The following is an 18,120-nucleotide window of genomic DNA, read 5'->3' on the forward strand; positions in this document are numbered from 1 at the left end:
AATCAAAACTAGTATGCAATACTTAAGATAGATTTACCTCTTAGCTTTAATTAAGATTAATTTTCTTAAACCTAATATTGAATAATATTATTTGTTCTCAATGTGGACTTTTAAATGATATTTAGAATAAAAATAGATTATGGCTAATAAGGGATACAAGTGAGTAAAAAGCAGCAAAAAAATGTTTGGGCAAGCGAAATAAATGATATTATTCGTGGTATCTGTGGAGGTTTTTTATTCGGTGTGCCATTGCTCTACACAATGGAAGTTTGGTGGGTAGGTTCACTGGCAAAACCACAACTGATAATGATGGCGATCGCAGTTACATTTATTGTGGTTTTTCTACTCAACCGCACAGAAGGTTTCCGCAAACGCAGACATACTTTAAGACCATATGAAGCCTTAACAGATAGTGTAGAAGCTATAGCTATTGGCATAGTTTGCTCTAGCTTTGTGTTGTTTCTATTACGAGAAATTACTTTAGAATCACCTCTGCAAGAAGCTCTAGGTAAAATCGTCTTTGAAAGTGTACCTTTCGCCTTGGGCGTAGCATTAGCTAATCAGTTTTTGGGAGATAATCAAAATTCAACTCCAGAACCAAATAATTCCCCTAAGTATCGGCAAAATGGTTTACGTGCCACCTTTGATGATTTAGGTGCAACTTTAATTGGTGCAACTGTAATTGCATTTAACATCGCTCCAACGGATGAAATTTCCATGCTAGCGGCTGCAAATTCACCGCCTGGGCTATTAGCAATGATCGCTGCTTCTTTGATAATTTCTTATGGCATAGTTTTCCAGGCTGGCTTTTCCGATCAGCAAAAACGTAGACAACAAAAAGGTATTTTTCAAAGACCATCTAGTGAAACTATTATGTCTTATTTAGTTTCACTAGTAGCAAGTGCTTTTATGCTATGGTTTTTTCAAAAACTAACTTTTGACGATCCTTGGAGAATGTGGTTAGAACACACTATATTATTAGGTTTACCAGCAACAATTGGTGGTGCGGCAGGTAGGTTGGCAATATGACGAAAGGAGAACAAAAACCAGAGCGATCGCTAGCAGAATGGATCTCATTTAGTGTAGCTTCATTTATTTTGGCTGTGATTGTTGGCTTGGTTAGTTATACTTGGTACAACGAAGACAATCAACCACCGATTATTGCTGTTAGCCGCAAAGAAAACATTCGAGAAAGCAACGGTCAATTTTATGTTTTATTTGATGTAGTGAATAAGGGCGGAAAAACAGCAGAGTCAGTTCAAATTACAGCCGAATTAAAAATTAATGGTCAAGTTACAGAAACAGGAGAGCAAAACATAGATTTTCTATCTAGTGGAGAACAAGAAGAAGGGGCATTTGTCTTTACTCAAAATCCGCGCCAAGGTGAGTTAATTATACGTGTTGCTAGTTATAAGTTGCCTTAACCAACTTGCGGAACTTGTCGTTGAGAATGTGAATCTATTTTGACTCGATAGCTTAGACGACAGAATTCTCAAGAAGGAGTGAATCATGCAAGTAAAAAATAAGCAACTAAAAAAATGGATTTTGCACCCAGTTTTAATAACTTTGGTAACAGTAGGGGCAATTGCTTGCCAATCTACAGTTAGTTCTTCACCCACTAACCAAGCGATCGCAACAGAAGTCAATTCATTAGAAAAGTCTACTTCTAAACCTGTAGCACAAAACCAAGGTACTTATCGCAGCGATCGCTATCATTTTCGGTTTAGCTACTCTCCTAAAGATTTTATTATCGATAACCAGATATCAACCCCTAGAAATAATATTGATGCGCCCCTAGCTGCTATTGATATCTGGACTAAACAACACGCTCAAAAAATCCGTGCCGGTGCTTATGAAGGAGGTACAGAATATCCAGCTAATGTTCAAGTAGCTGTATATAACAATCCGCGTAAACTCTCCTTGCAAAAGTGGATTCAACAGAGTAACCAATTTACAGTTAGCCGAGATTTCAAACCTGGGAGAATTGCCGGACAAACAGGGTTGAAATTTCAATCTAGTGGCTTATACGAACATGAGAACGTTGCTTTTATCAGTCCTAAAGATTCACGTATTATTGTTGTGTCATTAGCCAAGAATGGTAGCAACAATGACGCTATTTACCGCAAAGTATATCAACAGGTAGTGAACTCGTTTGCTTTTCTCAATAAATGAAAATAAGTAGTCATGGAAGTATGAAGTAACCTGTTGGTATTTAACTTGCATATTACTTAAAATTCAAACCTTTATAGGGTGGGTATCTGTCCCGCCCTAATTATGCAAATTAAAAATATAATTTCTAACTTGAAACTTCATCCTTCATAAACACCAGCTCAATCAAGTTGAAATTTAAGGTTGAGTAGAATTATTTAATAGTGCTTTTTGCTGCAACCAATCTTTACCCACTTGAATAGTAACGTCTGAGTTAAGACTACCAGTGCTTTCAACACGCACTTCACCTAGCCCTAATACATCTCGAATCGATTCAGCACTAGTACCGTCTCCTTGTTGAGCCACAATCCGCGTCACATCCAGAGGTTCGCTCCAAGGCTTATACACATAAATATTGTGATATCCTGAGTTTTCTAAAGCTCTCACCAAAGGTCGAAGGCTGGCGCGATCGCTACCTGTACTGTCTTGAATTGCTATGCGTACAGAATTTGGATCACTCACCTGTGATCCAGTAGTTTCATCAGTTGGTTCTAAATCAAAGTGTTTAGCCATCAGTTTGGCAATACCTTCTTTGCTGGGTAGCCAATAGCTTGCATCAAATTCACCCTTCTCGCTAAAGCGTCCTGGTAACATCAACATCTGCATATTCGAGCGATTTGTACGTACACCAAAACCCATTAAAGCTACTAACTCTTCAACCGTTAAGTTAGTATCGATGTGTTCTTTGACAACATCCAGAATTTTAGGTAATTGAGTTACTGTCGCAGGATTGAGACTTTGGTCAATCAAAGCACGAATTACCATTTGCTGACGTTGAATTCGGCCTATATCGCCTAATTCATCATGGCGAAAACGCAGTAATTGTAGTGCTTGGTCGCCATTAAGATGTTGCTTGCCTGCTTTTAGATTGATATATAAATGTTGAGAATCATCTTGGTATTTCATATCCTTGGGAACATATACATTCACCCCACCCAAGGCATCAATAAGTTTAGCAACTCCTAGAACATTAATCCGCACATAGCGGTCAATCGCTACACCACCCAAAAGATTGCTGACAGTCTTGGCTGTTAACGCTGGCCCCCCTTCCACATTAGCGGCATTAATTTTCCGTACTCCATGCCCTTCGATTTCTGTGCGGGTATCTCTCGGAATTGAGAGCATGACTACTTTTTTAGTCTCTGGGTCAAATTTGACCATCAACATGACATCAGAAAGACCATCAAAAGAATTGACTTGAGGTAGGTATTTAAGCTCTTTGGTTTCGGCGGGAGGATTTTGGATATCTGGAGGCAAGACACTCATCCCCATCACTAAAAGATTGACAGGACGAGTTAATTCCGAAAATCTTAATCCACCGAAAGATATCGCATCACTGTCAAAGACTGCCTCTTCTTGGGGACTTAGAGGATTTTGCTGCAACGGCGTACTAGTCAATGAAACCGCCAGCAAAGCTCCTGCCATTGCCGAAACCATAGCAATGCCGCTCATCCCCACCCAAAACCACAACCAACGTCCGGTTTTGGGATTTATGGACTTTCTGCCCTTTGATTTAGGAGTTTTTGCTGAGTGGTTATCTTCCGCCGAAGTTCTTTGAATAGTCACAGACTTCCTCACACTTACTGATTAAATTCGGTATTTTTGCAGATTATGAATATGCAAATACATCAACTCATAGTAGTTAATTAATAATTAACTATGTTGACTTTTCGCGCTTTATGTCAACCACAACACTTATAACAGGATTTCTCCTTTTTTGTGGCCAACCCCGATATGTTTTATAGAAGTATGACAACAATAAGCCAGTTTGACCAGATCTGCTAGAAAATAATCTGTATTTACAGCAAAATTCAGTAATAATACTGTCTAGAGGTGCGTTTAGAAGCATCAAGATAAATACTTGCCTAATAGTTGCTCGGCTAAGTTGCTCAACCCTGGTAAACGACTAGATTGCCCTCTGATAATCCGAAACATTAACCAGATACTTACTAAGAAATAACCAGATGTCAGAAAGCTATTTAGTATTAATAAACGCAACCCAAAAAATTCGGAAGTGGCAGATCCAGTTGCTAATAAGAGATAAGCTAACAACCAGGTAAATGTCATAGTAATAGACAGACGGCTAACTTTCATTTGTTCCCGATTGCCTTGACGATGGTAGAGAGTCCATAGGGATGGAAGAACACCAATCACAGGAATTAAATAAATTAGCAGCTGTCTTTGACGAGTCAGGGAGTTTTGTCTCAAGGTTTGGGTTTGGGCATGATTTACTGCCTCTACCCCTGAAGAATCACTAATTGGTGGTTCAATATTTTCCATTTGGGTGGGTCTAATCCTAAACTAGAGGGATGAAACACAGTAATGTAGTTAGAGATAATAGGCGTTAGAGAAAGATTTTATTTAGTTTTATCTCGCAAGCGGCTAAAGATGCAGACACGCAAGCTAATCGACTGGTGGCAGACACTAACACCAATAGCGCGAATCGGAGCGATCGCTCTGTTCGCCCCACTGCTAGTCCTCAATGGTTGGGCGATTTCAGCCATTTTTGAGTATTTCCACTCCCTAATAGTTATTTTAGTCGGAGCCTCTGTATTGGCATTTTTGCTCAACTACCCCGTTAGCTGGATGGAGCGACACGGAGCCAAGCGAGAGCAAGTTGCGATCCTGGTGTTTTTATTAGCGTTATCGATTTTATTAGCATTAGGTGTAACACTGTTTCCACTAGCTCTTACCCAAGCACAACAACTTGTGGCTCGCATTCCAGAATTGATTGATTCTGGGCGATCGCAGTTAATGATGTTAAACGAGAAAGCAGAACTGCTCGGCTTACCAATTAACCTTGATGCACTTGTAGTGCAAATTAATGATCGCGTCAAGGGACAACTCCAAGCGATCGCCGGACAAGTTCTGAATCTGGCTGTTGTCACATTCACTAGCTTGCTAGATTTTCTGTTGACGATGGTTCTAACTTTCTATCTTTTGCAGCATGGCGATGAACTCTGGCAAAGTTTAGTGGAGTGGCTACCTAGTAGATTCCGCGATCCTTTCTCTCAAACAGTACGCCTTAGTTTCCAAAACTTTTTTATCACTCAGCTAATTTTATCTACCTGTATGGCATCAGCCTTAATTCCCGCCTTCTTGTGGCTGAAAGTGCCATTTGGGCTGTTATTTGGTCTGACTATTGGTATTATGGCCCTTGTCCCGTTTGGCGGCTCTGTGGGTATCATCCTGACTACCTCATTGGTGGCTTTGCAAGACTTCTGGATGGGAGCCAGAGTTTTAGTCGCCGCCGTGATTGTGCAGCAAATTTTAGAAAATTTAATTGCTCCTCGGATATTAGGCAGTTTTACTGGCTTAAACCCAGTATGGATATTAATTTCTGTTTTGACGGGCGCAAGAGTTGGCGGACTTTTGGGTGTGATTGTCGCCGTACCCACAGCTGTCATAGTTAAAACTGCCTTAGTAGCTCTCCGTCCTAGTAAATTAATTATTGAAGATGAGAGCAGTTCTAAATGCGATAAAACTGCACCTGGTGTAGCGGAAGAACCTGCCAAAGCCGAAGCCAAAAATCCCCTCAGCTTTTCGGAGCCGACATTACCCTAAAAGAGTTATGGGGGCAGGGGGCAAGGAGCAAGGGGGAATAACGAATAACCAATGACCAATGACAAATGGCTATTGGTTATGGCTGCAAAATTGAACCCATAAACAAAATGCTACCTGTTTGATTATCCCGAATGGCACAGAAGAAGGGACGGTTAACAACCATGCGGAACGGTGGTAGTGGATTTATTACCGCAGATGTTAATGTTATTCCCACCGATGTAGCCGCAGCCGCTTCAGTCCCTTCTTCATTCACTTCCACAAAAGTTTTATGCTTGACGTTGCTAATTGCCAAATTTTCCCCTATGCCAGAAAAATTAGCTTGATTACTAAAAGCCACCTGCATACCTAAAGCTTTCAATGCATCGTTGAGTGTGACTTCGTAGTCGGTTTTAAACCGGGGTAGGCGAATAAAACCGTCTCGGTTTTGGAACTTTGCTAGCCATTTTTCCCAGTTCTCAGCATTTAAGTTTTGATAAAAGGTCTTGAGATTAGAGTTCTGTTTCGGCAGAAAGATGTAAAAACTAACTTTGCCATTTTTACCGTAAGGTAAACTTACAGCTTGGAACTGTTCGTTTTCATAATATTGATACTCCCCTGTTTGCGACATCATCGGGTGTTTTTTTTGCTGTCCAGATGCACTGTAAAAGGGATATTCAGCAGTTTGATTTTTGTCAAACTTATCAGTCCATTGCCCTTTGAAGTAGATGGCGTTAATTAAAAACAGCACTTGATTTGGGTCAATTGTGTCAACTATCTTGTTGATTTTGCCGTTAGTATTATCGTTAACCCAATTATTGATAGTACTTAAAGCTGAGGAATCTTGAAAGTCTAAATTAGCTACCTTAGCTTTGTAGAACTGTTGATTTCGTTGCAGAAAATCTGGACGCAATCTAAAACCTTGTTTTACCCAAAGTGAGTTAGCAATATTTAATTGCACGTTAGCATCAGGATTTTCTAACAGATTCTTTAAGGCTGCATTATTAGAGTTGATATCTGCCAAACTCAAACCCTGTAATTCTAAGGTTTGAGCCATTGCTTTTTGAGTAGATCCACTAGCACCGTTATAGGTCATAGCTAGGGCGATCGCTAAACTAGAAGGCGAGATAAAAATATTTTTCTTGCTACTATCTTCTTTCAGAATTTCTGAGAACAGCTTGAAGCCAAATTTATTATTAGCATTGACTAGTTTGGTATCTAGTTTTACTGTTTTTTTTTGCAATGGTAACTCTGGTTGAGGAATTCTAGAGTCGGCTAAGGCATTACTATTAACTTGAGAACAACCTAAGACACCAAACAAAACGACGCTAGCAGCAGCTACAACGTAACGCCTACCCAGACTCACAGCATAACGTCTTTGCAGAAAATTTTCTTTCATCCCGCTCAACTTTTGCCGATTCATTCTTCCACCTCACTTACCAAAGATTTTTATCTATTAATTAAGATTGATGCTAGCCATGTGTTAATGATTAATATTGCACTATCAGGGGCATCAACCCTTGATGGTTACAGTTTTGGTAACGGCAATCAAAAGGGAATAGGCAATAGGCAATAGGGGAATAAGTAATAGTGGTAACAATTATGTCAGACAATTTGGATACAGAGCTATTTAATTAGTTTTTTTTAAGGTAATAGGCAACAAGCAATATAAAATTTCTCTAGTATTGCTTATTACCTGTTTCTGTTCCCTTCTGATATTTAGACTTCAACCTTCAGACTTCAATTTATAGGCACAGTCCACCAAGCCAAGGCATAAGGTTGAGATGCTAAGTTTACTTTTTGGCGAAACTGAACACGAATTTTGTAATTGCCATTAGCAGGAACGGGGCAGAAAATATGTTCTACACTATCAATTGGACTGATGGAAGAACAAACAGCACCATTCTGAGAATCTTTAGCATCAGCTTTGACTAAGTAGAGGTCGAGGTTATTCAAACCGCGATTGCTAAAAGTTTCGCCGACATCAAATTGCTGGTTTTGATTGCGATCGTTTAATTCCACCAATCTATCCCAACTGAGAGTAATAGATACGAAACTCCCTTGCTTTAACGGTTTTGTTAACCGATAATCAACAGCATTCCCGGCCGCCACTTCTCGATAATCCCAACCAATAGGGGAAACTGTGTTTGAGGGTTGCCATTGACCCGCGCTAAATTGTTGGTAAGCGCGAAAAGCATTTAAATGTCCTGTCCCCATTTGGGCATTTAAGGGAATTTTCGGGTCTTTATAAGCATCAGACTCTAACCAATTTTGATTTTGTTTATCGATTAGGGTGCGTGTCATTCCTAAGCGCAAGCCGTTACCACTATCTTGGATTTTTTCGGCTGAGTTGAGTAAAACAGCTTTCATTACTTGATGACGGCGACTATCAACGCTCCAATTAGGTTTTTTTGCGCGTAATTGGCGATCGCCAAATTCTTGTAACAAAGCGATCGTAGCTGTAACATGAGGTGCAGCAAAACTTGTACCTGTAGCTTTATTCAGTTTGCCGTCAGGATTCAGCAACGGTATATTACTCCCAGGCGCAACTATACTTACAGAGCGACGACCATCAAGATTAAATTCTTTTCCAGCTAACCTTCCACTCACTCCCTGATTCAGACCTGCGAGGTTAGAAACATCTACTTTATTAAAAATCCCGTTTCGTCGGGATGAAAACGCCACGTTAACTGCATTAAAATTATCTGTAGGAATCGGAATACCCCCTTTACCTTGATTGCCTGCGATCGCATACAAAACATCGTGAACACGACTCGACCAATCAACGCATAATGTTAATAAAGCATTCCCATCTAGAACCGCATCGGGTCGCGGGTCACGGTTGAGGGGTTCACCAAAGCTAAAGTTAATCGCGCGGATATCACCACCGTTTTGTATTGCTATATGCTGTGCTGTTAAACACTCTTCTGGCTGACCCATGTTTTTAGTAGAACCGACAGCAGAAGAATACAGCCTCGCTCCTGGTGCAACTCCCGGTAGAGCTTTGTCTGTACTCACCATTACCCCAGCCACGTTGTAAGCGTGGGGGTCAACGCCACTATTTGATTTTGCTCGGCCATTGCGTAAGAAAACTGCTACTAGAGATAAAGTACGATTTTTCGAGACAGCTTTATCCCAACCAAACATTCCCGGACGACCGATTTCTACCTGACCAATAGCAATCTTACGACCTGTTAAATTGTAAGGAGGTTGATGTAATTTCAAAGCATCAATACCATTTGTTCCTAACGAAGTTTGTAAACCTGAAGCTAATACAGGCACACTCAAACAAGAAACACCTAAACCGCAAATTAGCCAAATTAATTTTTTGTTCATAGTCAAATAGTCAATGGTCAATAGTCATTAGTTGTTTTCTCCCCACTCCCCACTTCCCACTCCCCTACTTTTTTCTGATAAAGCAAGATTAAATTTCAAAGAAATACTCAACATTTTGTTACAGTATTTTGTTACAATACTTACAGACGAGGACGCTTAAAAACCCACTAGCCATGACCCAAAACCAATCTGAAAAGCCCATTGTGATTGCTCCATCTATCCTATCAGCCGACTTTAGCCGTCTGGGTGATGAAATTCGTGCTGTAGACGCAGCTGGAGCAGATTGGATTCATGTTGATGTAATGGACGGTCGTTTTGTACCTAATATTACGATAGGCCCTCTGGTTGTGGAGGCGATTCGTCCGGTTACTAAAAAACCACTGGATGTCCACTTGATGATTGTGGAACCAGAAAAATATGTAGAAGGCTTTGCTAAAGCAGGTGCAGACATTATCTCTGTACACGCTGAACATAATGCTTCACCACACTTACACCGCACGCTTGGTCAAATTAAAGAACTTGGTAAGCAAGCTGGGGTAGTACTTAACCCGTCCACACCACTAGAATTTATTGAGTATGTGCTGGAGCTTTGTGATTTAGTTCTGATTATGAGCGTTAACCCCGGTTTCGGTGGTCAAAGCTTCATTCCTGGTGTAATACCCAAAATTAGAAAGCTGCGTCAGATGTGTGATGAGCGTGGGCTTGACCCCTGGATTGAGGTAGATGGCGGACTGAAAGCTAACAATACTTGGCAAGTTTTAGAAGCTGGTGCTAATGCAATTGTTGCTGGTTCGGCTGTATTCAACGCTAAAGATTATGCTGAAGCGATTACTAATATTCGCAACAGTAAGCGTCCTACACCAGAGTTGGCAAAAGTTTAATTCAGTTAAAATTTTGAATTAATAGGATTAGGGTAAGCATTGCTTACCCTAATTTTTTGCTGTTTGTAATTGAATTACACGATTTTAGACTTACTAATTTTAGCCATGCCAGCAGGGTGTGTTGGCGCACAGCGCAACGCACCATTATGATATCTGGAGCGGTGCGTTAGTTACAACTTAAGATCGTTGGGTTACTACGATAATTATAAGTATTGGCTGAACCGTATTAATTTATAACTATATCTGGTATTTTTGAGCATCATTAGTTAAATTTTTGAACTTATTTCTAATTTCAATATAATTGAGAATGCTTACAAGTCTGAATTGGTTGATATACGCTTTGTGTTCTACATTGTTATATGGTTTTTGGGGCTTTTTTAGTAAATTAGCAACTAACCATATGAATTCTTATAGTATTTTGATCTACGAAACTTGTGGCAGCATTTTAGTAGCGTTATTTGTTTTAGTCAGGCTAGATTTTAAGCCACAAGTTGAAGCTTGGGGAATTATTTACGCGTTTTTGATCGGAATTTTTGGAGTACTAGCCACATTATTTTTTCTGCTGGCGGTTAGTCACGGTAAAGTTTCAGTAGTGATAACTCTAACGGCTTTATATCCTGTAGTAAGTATTTTACTTGCGGCTGTGATTCTCAAAGAATCAATTACTATGCGGCAAGGTCTAGGGATTGCATTAGCGATCGCAGCTATGTTACTTTTTGCATCTGAGTAAGATTTACTCTACAGAAAAAACAACGCGAAAACCGCAGATTCTCAAACCGCCATCTGATTCATTCCAACTGCGGCTAGCACTGCGACACAATTCAGCACCAAAATTCCAGGAACCACCACGTAGCACTCGACGGTTCATATCGCCGCCATTTTCCCAAACTCTGCCGTCTATGGGTGCGCCATGATAATTGTTGTGCCAAGGGTCAGCACACCATTCCCAAACTAAGCCGTGCATATCGTACAATCCAAAGGCGTTAGCTACTAAAAAACTACCAACATCGGTGGTTTCTTTGCGGTATCTGGTTTTTGTTTCTGTGAGATAAGTATCGCTGTCGCTGTAGTTGACTAATTCTGTGGTGATTTTTTCCCCAAAATGAAAGGCTGTGGTGGTTCCGGCGCGACAAGCATATTCCCATTCGGCTTCACTGGGTAGACGATATTCGCGTCCGGTTTTTTCGGAAAGTCGCACACAAAATTCTACAGCTTCGTGCCAAGATACATTTTCTACTGGTCGATTTGCACCTTTAAACCTAGAGGGATAGGGATTTAAGGTTTGTTTGACTTTGGGTAAGGCGGCGACAGCACGCCATTGTGCTTGGGTTATAGGATATTTACCCATAAAAAAGGGTGCGATCGCAACTCGATGTTGGGGACGTTCATCTGCATCGCCTTCAAAGTTGGGCGAACCCATTTTAAAACTACCACCAGGAATTGCGATCATTTCTAAGGTGACACCTTTAGTTAATTCTTCCACAAAGAACTCGGCAGTAGCGCGATCGCGGCTAACTTCTCTACCGCCTGTGTCTACTGTCACTACTTCAAATTCACAAGTCTTTAACGCAGGTAAAGGGGTGGCAATTTTGGGTGGTGTTGGTAATGGTAATAATGTTGATTGAGTAATTTCTGGTTCAATAATTATTGTTTTGGCACACTTCAAATCATTGAGAACTTCTGCTGCTGATTGATATCTTTCGCTGGCTAAATGTTTGAGTAATTTATCTAATATTCTGCTTAAGTCTTCGCTGATGGGAATATCATGTGATTTCACATATTCCTGCCACAACCACTGGGCGTTCATGGCATCATAAAGCGGATCTTTAATTTGCCCGTAAGCATCTTGAATAGGCAAACATTGAGTTAACAACCGCACACAAGTTACACCCAAAGCATATAAATCACTAGCAGGACAAGCAAAGCCTGCCATTTGCTCACTAGGGGCATAACCCATTGTATAAATTACTGTAGCTTGTCTGGCTATACTAGTTTGCGTTACTTGTTTTGCACCGCCAAAGTCAATTAATACTAAATTGCTATCAATATCACGCCGAATTATATTTTCTGGTTTAATATCTCGATGAATAACGTTACTAGAATGAATAAATTCTAATACTGGTAATAAATTAGTTAATAATTGCCGAATTTTCTCTTCGTTAAAAGTTTGCTCTTGCACTTCTTCTAAGAGAGTTTTGCCCTGAATGAATTCTTGGACTAAATACAAGCTAGAACCTTGGGAAAAATAAGCTAATAGCCTGGGAATTTGGCTATGGTTTTCTCCCAATTCATACAAGCGGAATGCTTCTTCTTTAAAGAATTCGGCTGCTTTAGTACGTTGTCCCGTTCCTTGAATTTGTGGAAAAAATTGCTTGATGACGCAAGGTGCATCTAGTCTATCTGCATCTTCGGCTGCATAGGTTTTGCTAAATCCGCCTTCGCCTAATAGTCTTAATACGCGGTAACGGTTTCTGAGTAGTTTGCCAAAACTACTGTGACCACAAGTTATGCAAAATCTATTGCCGTCAGCATTGAAGGGATTTGAACAATTGGGATTTTGGCAGATTTGCATAGTGAGGAGGAGGTAGCATCTTGTCCAAAGTTAGCCCCAATATTATCGAATTGAAAACCGATTTCTAGATAAATAAATATAAACTATATTTCATCTGTATAGATATCAGCATGAAGAATACAGATGAAAGTAATTAACTTATTTATCGCTTTGTGTTGGGTACTCTTGAAGTTTGAGAATGTATATAATGTTTTCCATTCCAAAAAGAATAATATGATGTAATCTTTAAATTGTCAAGGGTGGTTGAAGTTGTGATGTGAGTATTATTTTGTGATTAAGTTGTTTAAAAATGATTTATTATACTGCGGGGCATTTTTACGGTAAAAATTAAAAATTGTTTAATTTAAATATCCGAAAATGCCGGCAGACTTTCTAATTTAATTGTGTGTAGCACTGCATACAAAATTATTATAAGACTCATATTTAATTTTTGAAAAAATCAGTACATTTCTACCTGCCTTCTTTACTATTGCCTTCCTACACAAGTATGTTCAGTAATCAAACCGAATTCCTATATTAGTTATTAGTCTTTCTTTCGCCTACAATCCGTATTAATTCAGCTATAAAAGCAACAAGTGCTGATACACTTATTAACAAAACACTGAGGGCATTAATATCAGGTTTCACGCCACTTCTAATCCGACTAAAAATTTCCATTGGCAGAGTGTTAGAACCGCTACCTGCGGTAAAACTGGCGATGAGAAAATCATCTAAGCTGAGAACAAAAGCTAATAGACACCCAGCTACAATCCCAGGCATTAATTGAGGTAACAATACTTTGATAAAGGCTTGTACTGGTGTTGCGCCTAAATCTAATGCGGCTTCTTCTAAATGCGGATCTAAGTTGTTGAGTCTGGCTGCTACGACTAATGCAACGTAGGCGAGGCAAAATACCACATGGGCGGCGACAATTGTCCACAAACTCAAGGGAATGGCAAAGGTGGCGAGGAAAACGAGAGTGGCAACAGCGATCGCAATATCCGGAATAATTAAGGGTAAGTAAGAAACTCCACGATATAAACTCTTACCTGGAAATTTATAACGCGCCAATCCTACCGCCATTAAGGTTCCTAACACTGCTGAAATGCCCACAGCAAAAAAGGCAACTATCAAGCTGTTACTCAAAGCCGATAAGATGCGATCGTCGCTGAATAGTTTGTGATACCAATCAAAGGTAAATCCTTGCCAAGTTGCACTGTAAGGGGATTGGTTAAAACTATAAAAGCTTAATACTAGTATAGGCAAATACATAAATACAAATATAATTACTGAGAAAACCGCCTGCCATGCGACACGCGGTTTTATTTTGATTGGCAAAATATTCATAATTATTTTTTAGTAACTTTTGAGATTTTACCAGTGTATCCTATTTAACTAAAACGTCAATGTTAACAATTCTATCAATTTAGAACTAATTTTACCTCTTGCGGAGAGTGTAATTTCTCTACAAAGATAGACAACTAATTCATCAGTTCCAACCTAAAATATTAATACAATTAGTTAATAAATTTTGTTTTCAAACTGAGTTAGTAGTGGTTGTAAAAAAGTGCTGAGTTTCGAGTTAAGGGAGTTATTTTCACTTAATGCTCATCACTTTTGAATGCTCAACAACTGTGAACCAAAAATAAAGCACTATTAATTCAAAATTTATTTTTTAGGAGGTTTGTGATGAGAATAGCTCAAGTTTCCCCGCTATGGGAGCGAGTACCACCTCCAGCTTACGGGGGGATAGAGTTAGTAGTGGGGTTACTGACCGATGAATTAGTCAGGCGTGGACATGAAGTTACCTTGTTTGCCACAGGCGATTCTATCACTTTAGCCAAGCTAGAATCAGTGCATCCTCGTGCAATCAGACTTGATAAAGATGTTAAAGAATATAGCGTTTATGAAATGTTGCAGTTAGCCTCGGTGTACGAACGAGCAGATGAATTTGATATTATTCATTCTCATATGGGCTGCGCTGCACTACCTTATGCAAACCTTGTAAGTACTCCCACAGTTCATACCCTACATGGAGTTTTTACACCTGATAATCAGAAGCTATTTCAACACGCGAAACGTCAACGTTTTGTTAGCATTTCTAATGCCCAAAGAGAATTAACTTTAGATTTGAATTATGCGGATACAGTTTACAACGGTATTGATGTTAGCAGCTACAAGTTTTATCCTAAACCGGATGAACCACCTTATTTAGCATTTTTAGGTCGGTTGTCTCCAGAGAAAGGGCCACATTTAGCTATAACTATTGCTAAACAATCTGGCTGGTGTTTAAAAATGGCTGGTAAGGTAGATCCAGTTGATGTGGAATATTTTGAACGGGAAATTAAACCTTTAATTGATGGCGAACAAATTCAGTATTTAGGTGAAGCTAACCATCAACAAAAAAATGTCTTGATGGGAGGTGCAGTCGCTACTTTATTCCCCATCACTTGGCGAGAACCCTTTGGATTGGTGATGGTAGAATCAATGGCAGCAGGTACACCAGTGATAGCTATGAAAATGGGATCTACATCTGAAGTCATTGCTCACGGTAAGACTGGTTTTGTCTGCAACAATGTCACAGAATGCATAGATGCTATTGATAAAGCAGCCGAATTAGACCGTTATGCTTGTCGTCAGTATGTGCAGAATTATTTTAGTTATCAAAGTATGACTGACGGTTATGAAGAAGTTTATCGACAAATTCTGCAACATAAATTTGCGAAAAATGGTCATATCCGCAGTAAAGTTGGTTTATTGAATTAAGCCAATCCTAATTTGTGAAAGTTAGGCTTATACGTTATTTGTCATTCGTCATTTGCAGTACTAATAACAAATGACAAATGACAAAATAACAGATTATAATTCGTTGAGTTTGGCGCGAATTGTTTCTATCCTTTTGCGATTAACGCCCAAATCACTTTGACCTAAGCGTGAGGCTGAACGCACTTGGATAACATTAGCATTACGGTCTAGATAAAACTCTACGTCATCAACAAATCCCATCAAAGCAGTTTTAAATTCTGCATATATATAGTCTTGATTTTCAGTAATAATTGTTGTCCTGGGTAAGGATTGAATAATAGTTTTGAGATTGGCGATCGCTTGTTCGGGAGTAGTAGTAAAAGTTAGTGGCGCAATTTGGTGAACTGCATCGTTACTTTGGCTAGATACACAATTAGGAGAGTTAGGGCAAGGTGCTAACTTGCCATCACGCACGCCTAAATTATTGGGACGCTTACCTGCAAATATCATAACTTTGTTATCTGATAGTTGAATAAGTACACAGTTAATATTTACTTTACACGCATTGATTTGTACTTTTTTATTTGTGGCTGTAATGTGCTAATAGCCATAAGGTATAACGCTCTAATCCTACTAATACAGCAGTAATTCTAATTGCTAAACCAAGTAAAACTAAATTACTCACATTGCCAGCCTTTAAAGCAAAACTTAAAGAAGTAGCGACAGCCGGAGAGTGCATCGCATCTAAGATAATCATGAGTGCGATCGCACATACCATCTCGTCTGTCACGCTGCGTTGACATTGTAAAACTTGGCAGTTATTAGGTCTTCTTGCAAATGAGGGATTCTTCAGACGATACAACGGTGATGCGATCGCTTTATGATGCGGTAAGTATTGTCTAGACGAAAACAATATTATGTCGCAAACAATCTCGATTAACGACAGTCAGCGTTTACAACTCAAACCGCTAGAAATCCAATCCAAACTGCTGTTAGGGCCTGGCCCTTCCAATGCTCATCCTACAGTTCTCCAGGCTATGAGTACCACACCCCTGGGACATCTTGACCCAGATTTTTTAGGTGTGATGGATGAAATTCAGTCCTTACTACGTTATGTCTGGCAAACCGAAAATCCTTTGACTATCGCCGTTAGTGGTACAGGTTCTGCCGCAATGGAAGCCACCATTGCTAATGCTGTAGAACCTGGTGACGTAGTGTTAATTGGTGTGGCAGGATATTTTGGTAATCGTTTAGTTGATATGGCTGGGCGATATGGCGCAGATGTACGCACCATTAATAAACCTTGGGGTCAAGTTTTCTCTCTAGAAGAACTCCGTGCGGCGGTAGAAACCCATCGTCCGACAATTTTGGCTTTAGTTCACGCCGAAACTTCTACCGGTGCGCGTCAACCTTTGGAAGGGGTGGGTGAACTGTGCCGAGAATTCGGCACGCTATTGTTAGTTGATACTGTCACCAGTCTTGGCGGTGTTCCCATATTTTTAGATGAGTGGGGAGTTGACTTAGCCTATAGCTGTAGTCAAAAAGGCTTGGGTTGCTCACCTGGGGCTTCTCCTTTTACCATGAGTCCCCGTGCTTGGGAGAAATTGCAGCGTCGCAGCACGAAGGTAACAAACTGGTACTTGGATATGAATTTGCTAAGTAAGTACTGGGGTAGCGAACGTGTTTATCACCACACAGCACCGATTAACTTGTACTATGGTTTACGGGAAGCACTGCGTTTAGTAGCAGAGGAAGGACTAGCAAACTGCTGGCAGCGTCATCAAAAGAATGTCGAATACCTCTGGGAAGGCTTGGAAAGCTTGGGACTGAGTATGCACGTTGAGCGTGAGTACCGTTTACCAACTCTCACCACAGTCCGCATCCCTGAAGGAGTAGATGGTAAAGCCATTGCACGCCAGTTATTAACAGAACATGGAATTGAAGTTGGCGGCGGGCTTGGAGAACTAGGCGGTAAAGTCTGGCGCGTCGGGCTGATGGGCTTTAATAGCCGTAAAGAAAGCGTTGACCGACTGATAGAAGCACTGGCAAAGGTTTTGCCTAAATAGTTATCACAGAGGCTGGGGATTAGGGAGACTTAGAAAAAATTGACTGATTTTTCACTACTCCCCACTCCCTACTTCCCACTGCCTATTTTTATAAATAACGGCGATGCCTCACGGCAAGTCGCAAAGCGTCTACGCACCCTTAATCTTACTGAGAATCTACTGTTCAATAAAAGCTTGTCGTCAGATATCACTTCTGCCGACACTTTAAGCTACAACTTCGTCACGCTGACAATCAAAGACAACAACAAAAGAAGCATTAGGCATCATTTGGGACAGACGCTGCATATAGCCATCTGCATCAGAACGACTGCGGAAGCGTGCTACGATTTCTCGTTCTGCATTGGGCTGTAAACGAGCAATTGCCCAACCATTTAGCCGCTCTTTGTAAGCGATCGCGTGATTTTCTTGAGGGGTGGCTTTTAATTCGATGTTTTGTGGCATGATTTATGATATCCGTGTGTAATTTTCAGTAAAGGCGTTACTGAGTCTCTTGGCGGGGATGTAATAACGCCTTTTTTCAGGCTGCTGCCACCTTGTTATTCCATTATTTTTGGATTGTCAAGACTGAAGGTAACTTTTTACAAGAACTTTTCTTGAAATTAGACTTTCCCTTCGTCTCAAACCCTTTACTAGCAAGTAAAGAATACAAAAAGCCAATCCAAATTTAGAATTATGAACAAGTGTGGCATTTCCATTAGTCTCACCTACTTCTACAAGCAACTTTAATACAAACAGGAAAATTCCTTTATGTTTTAAAGTATACGTAAATTGATTTACTTACGGAAAAATCTGA

At 40.1% G+C, this 18,120-nt stretch carries 17 protein-coding genes; 8 read left to right on the plus strand and 9 right to left on the minus strand.

All coding sequences use genetic code 11. The features are described from left to right. Positions 1–159: 159 nt before the first annotated feature. From H6G76_RS21075 to H6G76_RS21085, 3 genes are all read left to right on the plus strand, one after another. The gene (locus H6G76_RS21075; RefSeq protein WP_190705036.1) at positions 160–1,029 is read left to right on the plus strand and encodes a TIGR02587 family membrane protein; all 870 of its coding nucleotides are present in this window, start codon (positions 160–162) and stop codon (positions 1,027–1,029) included. Next, positions 1,026–1,424: a TIGR02588 family protein gene (locus H6G76_RS21080; RefSeq protein ID WP_190705037.1), complete on the plus strand. Its 399-nt coding sequence runs from the start codon at positions 1,026–1,028 to the stop codon at positions 1,422–1,424. Before H6G76_RS21075 ends, H6G76_RS21080 begins: the two co-directional genes overlap by 4 nt. 85 nt (positions 1,425–1,509) lie before the next feature. Next, a complete protein-coding gene (locus H6G76_RS21085) occupies positions 1,510–2,172 on the plus strand; it encodes a hypothetical protein (protein WP_190705040.1) in 663 nt (220 codons plus the stop codon). 174 nt (positions 2,173–2,346) lie between these two features. Here the strand turns inward: H6G76_RS21085 and H6G76_RS21090 are convergent, their stop codons facing one another. Further along, positions 2,347–3,774: an LCP family protein gene (locus tag H6G76_RS21090; RefSeq protein WP_190705042.1), complete on the minus strand. Its 1,428-nt coding sequence runs from the start codon at positions 3,772–3,774 to the stop codon at positions 2,347–2,349. Positions 3,775–4,056: 282 nt separating this feature from the next. Further along, positions 4,057–4,488, minus strand: coding sequence for a hypothetical protein (locus tag H6G76_RS21095; protein ID WP_242056477.1), 432 nt, complete (start codon positions 4,486–4,488; stop codon positions 4,057–4,059). A 108-nt stretch (positions 4,489–4,596) separates the two neighbouring features. Between H6G76_RS21095 and H6G76_RS21100 the strand changes: the two genes are divergently transcribed. Beyond that, positions 4,597–5,772, plus strand: a complete 1,176-nt coding sequence (locus H6G76_RS21100) for an AI-2E family transporter (RefSeq protein WP_190705046.1) — start codon at positions 4,597–4,599, stop codon at positions 5,770–5,772. A gap of 76 nt (positions 5,773–5,848) precedes the next feature. Here the strand turns inward: H6G76_RS21100 and H6G76_RS21105 are convergent, their stop codons facing one another. Next, on the minus strand, positions 5,849–7,171 hold the full coding sequence (locus H6G76_RS21105; protein WP_190705049.1) for a serpin family protein: 1,323 nt from the start codon (positions 7,169–7,171) through the stop codon (positions 5,849–5,851). A gap of 317 nt (positions 7,172–7,488) precedes the next feature. Further along, positions 7,489–9,084, minus strand: a complete 1,596-nt coding sequence (locus tag H6G76_RS21110) for a S8 family serine peptidase (RefSeq protein ID WP_190705052.1) — start codon at positions 9,082–9,084, stop codon at positions 7,489–7,491. A gap of 173 nt (positions 9,085–9,257) precedes the next feature. Between H6G76_RS21110 and rpe the strand changes: the two genes are divergently transcribed. Together rpe and H6G76_RS21120 are read left to right on the plus strand one after the other, a co-directional pair. After that, positions 9,258–9,965 carry a ribulose-phosphate 3-epimerase gene (rpe, locus tag H6G76_RS21115; protein ID WP_190705055.1) on the plus strand — a complete coding sequence of 236 codons (708 nt, stop codon included), beginning with the start codon at positions 9,258–9,260 and terminating at the stop codon, positions 9,963–9,965. 307 nt (positions 9,966–10,272) lie between these two features. Then, positions 10,273–10,695, plus strand: a complete 423-nt coding sequence (locus H6G76_RS21120; protein WP_190705058.1) for an EamA family transporter — start codon at positions 10,273–10,275, stop codon at positions 10,693–10,695. A gap of 3 nt (positions 10,696–10,698) precedes the next feature. On the opposite strand, the gene H6G76_RS21125 is transcribed toward H6G76_RS21120, so the two are convergent. After that, positions 10,699–12,537, minus strand: coding sequence for a bifunctional serine/threonine-protein kinase/formylglycine-generating enzyme family protein (locus H6G76_RS21125; protein WP_190705071.1), 1,839 nt, complete (start codon positions 12,535–12,537; stop codon positions 10,699–10,701). A gap of 516 nt (positions 12,538–13,053) precedes the next feature. Then, positions 13,054–13,863, minus strand: a complete 810-nt coding sequence (locus H6G76_RS21130) for an ABC transporter permease (protein WP_190705074.1) — start codon at positions 13,861–13,863, stop codon at positions 13,054–13,056. A gap of 342 nt (positions 13,864–14,205) precedes the next feature. Between H6G76_RS21130 and H6G76_RS21135 the strand changes: the two genes are divergently transcribed. After that, complete coding sequence (locus tag H6G76_RS21135) at positions 14,206–15,282, plus strand: glycosyltransferase family 4 protein (RefSeq protein ID WP_190705076.1); 1,077 nt, start codon at positions 14,206–14,208, stop codon at positions 15,280–15,282. A 93-nt stretch (positions 15,283–15,375) separates the two neighbouring features. Here H6G76_RS21135 and H6G76_RS21140 read toward each other — a convergent pair whose 3' ends face one another. Together H6G76_RS21140 and H6G76_RS37210 are read right to left on the minus strand one after the other, a co-directional pair. Beyond that, positions 15,376–15,771, minus strand: a complete 396-nt coding sequence (locus H6G76_RS21140; protein WP_190705078.1) for a DUF1499 domain-containing protein — start codon at positions 15,769–15,771, stop codon at positions 15,376–15,378. A 70-nt stretch (positions 15,772–15,841) separates the two neighbouring features. After that, the gene (locus H6G76_RS37210; RefSeq protein WP_242056478.1) at positions 15,842–16,174 is read right to left on the minus strand and encodes an HPP family protein; all 333 of its coding nucleotides are present in this window, start codon (positions 16,172–16,174) and stop codon (positions 15,842–15,844) included. Positions 16,175–16,178: 4 nt separating this feature from the next. Here H6G76_RS37210 and H6G76_RS21150 point away from each other — a divergent pair, with 4 nt between their 5' ends. After that, positions 16,179–17,327, plus strand: a complete 1,149-nt coding sequence (locus tag H6G76_RS21150; protein WP_190705081.1) for an alanine--glyoxylate aminotransferase family protein — start codon at positions 16,179–16,181, stop codon at positions 17,325–17,327. 204 nt (positions 17,328–17,531) lie between these two features. Here the strand turns inward: H6G76_RS21150 and H6G76_RS21155 are convergent, their stop codons facing one another. Then, positions 17,532–17,768 carry a hypothetical protein gene (locus tag H6G76_RS21155; RefSeq protein WP_190705084.1) on the minus strand — a complete coding sequence of 79 codons (237 nt, stop codon included), beginning with the start codon at positions 17,766–17,768 and terminating at the stop codon, positions 17,532–17,534. Positions 17,769–18,120: the final 352 nt, after the last annotated feature.

The organism is Nostoc sp. FACHB-152 (assembly GCF_014697475.1).
GTDB lineage: Bacteria > Cyanobacteriota > Cyanobacteriia > Cyanobacteriales > Nostocaceae > Nostoc_B.

What these genes read in the sequence shown, in the direction of transcription:
- H6G76_RS21080 (WP_190705037.1), top strand. Translation starts at nt 1,026, where the DNA reads ATGACGAAAGGAGAACAAAAACCAGAGCGATCGCTAGCAGAATGGATC.
- H6G76_RS21085 (WP_190705040.1), top strand. Translation starts at nt 1,510, where the DNA reads ATGCAAGTAAAAAATAAGCAACTAAAAAAATGGATTTTGCACCCAGTT.
- H6G76_RS21095 (WP_242056477.1), bottom strand. Translation starts at nt 4,488, where the DNA reads ATGGAAAATATTGAACCACCAATTAGTGATTCTTCAGGGGTAGAGGCA.
- H6G76_RS21100 (WP_190705046.1), top strand. Translation starts at nt 4,597, where the DNA reads ATGCAGACACGCAAGCTAATCGACTGGTGGCAGACACTAACACCAATA.
- H6G76_RS21105 (WP_190705049.1), bottom strand. Translation starts at nt 7,171, where the DNA reads ATGAATCGGCAAAAGTTGAGCGGGATGAAAGAAAATTTTCTGCAAAGA.
- H6G76_RS21110 (WP_190705052.1), bottom strand. Translation starts at nt 9,084, where the DNA reads ATGAACAAAAAATTAATTTGGCTAATTTGCGGTTTAGGTGTTTCTTGT.
- rpe (WP_190705055.1), top strand. Translation starts at nt 9,258, where the DNA reads ATGACCCAAAACCAATCTGAAAAGCCCATTGTGATTGCTCCATCTATC.
- H6G76_RS21120 (WP_190705058.1), top strand. Translation starts at nt 10,273, where the DNA reads ATGCTTACAAGTCTGAATTGGTTGATATACGCTTTGTGTTCTACATTG.
- H6G76_RS21125 (WP_190705071.1), bottom strand. Translation starts at nt 12,537, where the DNA reads ATGCAAATCTGCCAAAATCCCAATTGTTCAAATCCCTTCAATGCTGAC.
- H6G76_RS21130 (WP_190705074.1), bottom strand. Translation starts at nt 13,863, where the DNA reads ATGAATATTTTGCCAATCAAAATAAAACCGCGTGTCGCATGGCAGGCG.
- H6G76_RS21135 (WP_190705076.1), top strand. Translation starts at nt 14,206, where the DNA reads ATGAGAATAGCTCAAGTTTCCCCGCTATGGGAGCGAGTACCACCTCCA.
- H6G76_RS21140 (WP_190705078.1), bottom strand. Translation starts at nt 15,771, where the DNA reads ATGATATTTGCAGGTAAGCGTCCCAATAATTTAGGCGTGCGTGATGGC.
- H6G76_RS21150 (WP_190705081.1), top strand. Translation starts at nt 16,179, where the DNA reads ATGTCGCAAACAATCTCGATTAACGACAGTCAGCGTTTACAACTCAAA.
- H6G76_RS21155 (WP_190705084.1), bottom strand. Translation starts at nt 17,768, where the DNA reads ATGCCACAAAACATCGAATTAAAAGCCACCCCTCAAGAAAATCACGCG.